Genomic DNA, 5,941 nt, shown 5'->3' on the forward strand with positions numbered 1-5,941 from the left:
AAGTCTCGCTTCCGAAATTGGTTGCGATGCATCGCGGCAAGGCCGCCAAAGCATGGTTTTCTCGCGCTCAATAGATCTCTATCGCCTCTGTTTCTTTTCGCTCGTTTTCCATCTCTATCTCAGGAGTCCCCCGGTGATGTCTACTGAAATTGTTCAACCCTCGTTGTCCGAAACCCACGCGTCAGCTTCAAAGCAAAATTCACCCCGCTTTTGTTATGGTCATGCGACCGTTGCGGACTTGAAGGTTCACAAGGTCCAACGGACGGAAAATGGCCGAGTCAAGCTGCGTCACCTCGAGATTGACGGCCGTGTGGTTACGGCGTCACGGCGATTTTGGCGGTCGTTCTTTACACGCTTTGGCATCGCCGAAAATGTCTTCCGCTATTTCTCGCCCGACGAAGTTTTTGCCCGGATCAGTCAGCAAAACTCCGATGATGCCTTTCGGTTTTGTATTGCCGAGCATGCCGGAGGAAAGCAGGAAACCGAAGGCACGCTGCTGGCCGTCACCAATGTCAAGCGGCCGGTGATTCGTTATCACGAAATCGCAGCATTGGTCGAACAGTACGGTGGTACGGATGTGCGATATCACGAGGGATTGTTGATCAGCACGCACCAACCGCGAGGCGGATCGCGATCGCTGCAGATCGGAGGCGATCAATTCCACGACCGCTTCTGCTTGGAAACGCCGGTGGATGGTTTTGGGCACCCGCGGTTGTTCTTGTCCATGTTGCGGCTGATTTGTCAAAATGGCATGATCGGCTACGCCAAGGCGTTTCGCAGTGACATTCCGGTTGGCAAAAAGATGGACTACTGTATCGCCCGTGCGCTCGAGTCCTATGACAACGGCGACGGTTATGCCGCGATTCGCCAGCGGTTTGAATCGAGCCAAACCTCGTGGGCGTCGGTGCACGAGTGTCTGCAATTGGGGGTGGTGTTAGATCGTGCTCAGCGTGAACGACAATTGACATGTGATGGTTTGATCGGTCGTTTTCGCAGCATGGCAGGCAACCTCAGCGAACTGTATGGACTTGCGAATCTCGAGGCACTCAGCGACAAGCGTCGCCGGATCTTGCCCAGCAAAGCTCGCGTGTATGACCTGATCAACTTTGCCAGCGAGGTGGCCACGCATCACGCGTTGCCCGAGGGTGCCCGGCGGCTACAGGCCCACATTGGATCATTGATCTCCGATGAATACGATCTCGAAGGGACAGCCGAGGGGGCTCCCGATTTTGACGCCTTTTTCATTGATGATTCCGGCGCCGGCATACGCCAGAGCGTGAACTGATCGTGGCTTCGCCGCAGTCGCCATACAACGTTGCAGCGAATGGGGTGCGCATCGCTTCAAATTTTCCCCCGGCGAGGGCCAAGGTAGATGACACTGGCCGTAAGGCACCGGCGCGTGTGTGGGACTCGGCCGCTGACGCGTCGCGGCTCAGTAAATCAACAAGCCGTTCACCTCGTCGCTCAGCGATGCTCGACGCAATCCGCAAAAAAGTCGATTTTTTTATGGGCGATCTTTCTTTCGCTGTGGGACGCTATTTCCCCTTGCTTTGCTGCGGAGGTGAGCAAGCCCTGCATTGCTTTGGTGCGTCGGGGTCGCTACTGAATCTTAAAGGTACGTTCACGAACTTAGCGCTGAAAACCAACATCGGCTCTCTTTAATCCTGATCGCTCCCGCTGGAAATCGCCTTTGACAAAGAGGCGGATTGTCCACATTTTCAAACAACCATGTTTAACTGATGAAGGATCTAAATTGAGTCAAAAAAATCGTGGCGTCTCTCACTGTAAGCGTTCGGCATTCACGCTTGTCGAACTGTTGGTGGTGATTGCGATCATCGGAGTCCTCGTGGGACTGCTGTTGCCCGCTGTTCAGGCGGCACGCGAAGCAGCACGCCGCATGCAGTGCCAAAACAACATGAAGCAATTCGGTTTGGCAATGCACAACCACATGTCCGCGTTTGGCGCGTTTCCGCCAGGTAACGTCAATTACGACGAGCACGAGAATCGGTTCAAAACGGGTGGCTGGCAGCATGGCCAAGACGAATTGGGATGGCACTGGTTACCAATGCTGTTCCCCTACATGGAACAGCCTGCGTTGTGGGAATTGGTCCAACGCTGTGACGACGCGGTTCCCGGCCAAGCGATGAACCCTTGCGACCACTGCGAATACAGCGCGGCACTGGGGCACTTGGGGCGTGAACCTCTGGGCGGGTTCAATTCGTGTCCTTCGGCGCCCGTTGTGCGTGAGCAGTTTTCTGACGGTGCTTATGGGTTAGAGGCCCTTGCCAAGGGCAATAACTACGCTGTGAATTGGGGTTCCGGCGACATGTTGTCGTGGGAATCAAAAGAAACGCGAGGTGCGTTTGGTACCTATTACGTCGACGAATCAAAGATTTTCAAAAACGGCGTCGCAGGCGATCGTTTTCAAAATCGAAATGGGATGAAAAGCCGCGATTTCCTCGACGGGTTGAGCAACACGATTGCGATGAGCGAAGTGATTGCGGCCGAGTCCAAGACTGACATCCGCGGTGTTTGGATGTCGCCTGCAATGGGGGCCACGATTTTCTCGACTTTCTTAAATCCAAACTCGAGCGAGAAGGATGTATTGGCGGCCTGTGGCGCGGATATCGATGATGACGGCAAGAAGCCCCGTTTGGCCTGTGATGAGGTCCAGGATACGGCAGCGATTTACGCTGCGGCACGCAGTTACCACACCGGCGGTGTGAACGTGTTGATGGCCGACGGCGGTGTTCGCTTTGTCACCGATTCCGTCGACAACCTGAATGTTTGGCGGCCGATGAGTACCGCTCAAAACGGCGAAATCGTCGATCAGTAATGGTTTGATCCAAGCGAGGTTGATCGGCTTTCTCGAGTAAGTCGAAGTAATTCTTTGACACATTTAAATCGCTCGCCCGGCATCCTCCGGCGAGCGATTTTTTGTTGAACCGCTCCCTGTGAGGGGAGTGGTGGCTACGCTGTCCGTTTGTTGCTCAGCACCCATCCCTTTTTTCAAGGTTGTCCCTCTTCTTCAGCCAATCTTCACTTGTTGTAGGTCTAACGACAACACTTGCTCGTTCAAATCGCCGCTCGTCTTTAAAGTCTTTTTAGAACTCAATGTCAAAGGTGAAGCGGATGTGGTTTGGGATTACTCGAGAAGAACGTGGGACGCTGCATGCTCGGCGTGCGGCGTTTACGTTGGTCGAGTTATTGGTGGTGATTGCCATCATTGGCGTACTTGTTGGGCTCCTGTTGCCTGCGGTCCAAGCGGCTCGTGAGGCCGCTCGTCGCATGCAGTGCCAGAACAATATGAAGCAGTTTGGTTTGGCGATGCACAACCATATGTCGGCATTTGGATCGTTTCCGCCAGGCAATGTGAACTATGACGAGTCGGGTAACCGCTTCAAGACCGGCGGTTGGCAGCACGGACAAAACGAATTGGGGTGGCACTGGTTGCCAATGTTGTTCCCCTATCTAGAGCAACCCGGCATGTGGGAATTGGTTCAGCGATGTGAAGAGGAACGGGCGGACCAGCATATCTCCAATCCATGCGATCACTGTGAGTATTTTGCCGAGTTCGAGCATCTTGGGCGTGAGCAACTAGCGTCCTTTGACAAGTGCCCTTCGGCACCCTCGGTGAGCGGCCAGTTTTCAGATGGCAGCTACGGTTTAGAAGCACTCGCAAAAGGCAACAACTACGCCGCGTGTTGGGGGTCTGGTGATATGTTGTCGTGGGAGGAACAGGAGACTCGCGGTGCATTTGGTACCTACTATGTCCACCAGGACAAGATCGTCACCTTAGGCCCTCCCATATCGGCGGGCGACCGTTTTCAAAGCCGCAACGGCATGCAAAGCCGTGATTTTACGGACGGTTTGAGTAACACGATTGCGATGAGCGAGATCATTGCAGCCGAGTCGCAAACCGACATTCGCGGCGTTTGGATGTCACCGGCCATGGGCGCGACCATTTTCTCCGCATTTCGAAACCCCAACTCGGATGAGAAAGACATCTTGGCGGCCTGTGGTGAGGACATCGCCGACGTGACCAAGCCTCGCTTGGCTTGCGAGGAAGAGCGTGATACCGCGGCAATCTACGCTGCGGCACGCAGTTACCACACCGGCGGCGTGAATGTTTTGATGGCAGACGGCGGCGTTCGCTTTGTGACCGATTCGGTCGACAATCTCAATATTTGGCGTCCCATGAGTACGGCTCAGAACCAAGAGGTAATCGAAGGGCAATAGCCCCGTGCCATCAACTTTCGTAACGCCCGCGACGCGGGGCCCGTCCGGTTGCAGCTTGAGCAGATACTTGAATTTTGCCGGGCGAAGCCCCTCGTCGCACCGCTACTAAACCACCTGCTGAGTGCCGAATAGATGGCAATGGTCGATCGTCTAGCGCAGACGCTTTACTCCGCGGCTGTAAGCATTCGTTTTTGTCGGGGGGTAAGTCTATAGCTTGTTAAATCTTGTATATTGAAGTGGGGGCAGCGGGCGTGAAGTGCCCGCTAAGCCGGTTCTGTGCGTGTGTCGGGCTCCTTCAGTGGAGGGCTGCGCATCTTAAGAATTCCTTCATCGTTTCTGCGCCGAATTTCAACACGCATTCGCTTTAATTCCGCTCGCAGTTCTGAAACATATTGTCTCTCTCTCGTTCAAGGAATTCGTGAATGCGGATTACGCATAACAAGCGTGGTAATTCGGTGTCCCCTCAACGCTCAGCGTTTACTCTGGTAGAGCTACTGGTGGTTATCGCCATCATCGGAGTTCTGGTGGGGTTGTTGCTGCCCGCTGTTCAGGCGGCCCGTGAAGCGGCTCGCCGGATGCAATGTCAAAACAACATGAAGCAGTTTGGTTTGGCGATGCACAACCACATGTCGGCCTTTGGTGCGTTCCCGCCGGGAAATGTGAACTATGACGAGTCCGGTAACCGCTTCAAAACAGGCGGCTGGCAGCACGGTCAAAATGAATTGGGTTGGCACTGGTTGCCAATGCTGTTCCCCTACATGGAACAGCCGGCGATGTGGGAAATGGTCCAGCGTTGTGAGGACGACCGCGGTGATGATCACACCTCCAACCCCTGTGATCACTGCGAAGCGATTGACGCTCTGGGGAACCTCGGACGCGAGCAATTGAGTGGTTTTGACAAATGCCCCTCGGCACCCTCCGTGAGTGGTCAATTCTCTGACGGCAGCTATGGACTCGAAGCACTCGCCAAAGGCAACAACTATGCCGCGTGTTGGGGATCGGGTGACATGTTGTCTTGGGAGCAAAAGGAGACCCGTGGCGCGTTTGGTACCTACTATGTTAATCAAGAAAAGATCATCACGACGGTCGGCGGCACAACCACCGCGGGCGATCGTTTTCAAAATCGAAATGGGATGCAGAGTCGCGATTTTACCGATGGTTTGAGTAACACGATCGCGATGAGTGAGATCATTGCGGCCGAATCACAAACCGACATTCGTGGCGTTTGGATGTCACCCGCGATGGGAGCCACCATCTTTTCGGCGTTCCAAAATCCCAACTCAAGCGAGAAGGACATCCTGGCGGCTTGTGGTGAAGATATTGCGGACGTCAGCAAGCCGCGATTGGCGTGTGAAGAGGAGCGTTCTACCGCGGCGATCTACGCGGCCGCCCGCAGTTATCACACCGGTGGGGTGAACGTGTTGATGGCCGATGGCGGCGTGCGGTTTGTCACCGACTCGGTCGATAACCTGAATATCTGGCGACCGATGAGCACCGCTCAGAATAGCGAAGTCATTAACGAGCAATAATCGAAAACAATCCTGTTGTAACAAAGGAAAAAAACGAATGAAATTGAATAAATTGGTGGTCGCCGCTCTGATGCTGTCCACTTTGACTTGGATCGGATGTGGATCGTCGGGCGTGGTCAAACCGACTGACGAACAGAACGCATTTGCCAGCGTGGAAGGTCTAGGAGATCTCG

General features: G+C 54.4%; 4 protein-coding genes. All 4 read left to right on the forward strand.

The window, feature by feature from the left end; translation table 11 throughout:
- Positions 1-136: 136 nt before the first annotated feature.
- Entirely contained in the window at positions 137-1,285 is a 1,149-nt protein-coding gene (locus tag ABX962_RS27880; RefSeq protein WP_372724355.1) for a DUF932 domain-containing protein, read from the forward strand.
- A 468-nt stretch (positions 1,286-1,753) separates the two neighbouring features.
- On the forward strand, positions 1,754-2,836 hold the full coding sequence (locus ABX962_RS27885) for a DUF1559 domain-containing protein (RefSeq protein ID WP_372724357.1): 1,083 nt from the start codon (positions 1,754-1,756) through the stop codon (positions 2,834-2,836).
- Positions 2,837-3,132: 296 nt separating this feature from the next.
- A complete protein-coding gene (locus ABX962_RS27890; protein WP_372724361.1) occupies positions 3,133-4,239 on the forward strand; it encodes a DUF1559 domain-containing protein in 1,107 nt (368 codons plus the stop codon).
- Between the two features lie 422 nt (positions 4,240-4,661).
- Positions 4,662-5,768, forward strand: a complete 1,107-nt coding sequence (locus ABX962_RS27895) for a DUF1559 domain-containing protein (protein WP_372724359.1) — start codon at positions 4,662-4,664, stop codon at positions 5,766-5,768.
- Positions 5,769-5,941 lie beyond the last annotated feature (173 nt).

Origin of the sequence: Novipirellula sp., assembly GCF_041583735.1 — a bacterium.
GTDB lineage: Bacteria > Planctomycetota > Planctomycetia > Pirellulales > Pirellulaceae > Novipirellula.

Coding starts and splice junctions, on each gene's coding strand:
- ABX962_RS27880 (WP_372724355.1), top strand. CDS start 137: ATGTCTACTGAAATTGTTCAACCCTCGTTGTCCGAAACCCACGCGTCA.
- ABX962_RS27890 (WP_372724361.1), top strand. CDS start 3,133: ATGTGGTTTGGGATTACTCGAGAAGAACGTGGGACGCTGCATGCTCGG.
- ABX962_RS27895 (WP_372724359.1), top strand. CDS start 4,662: ATGCGGATTACGCATAACAAGCGTGGTAATTCGGTGTCCCCTCAACGC.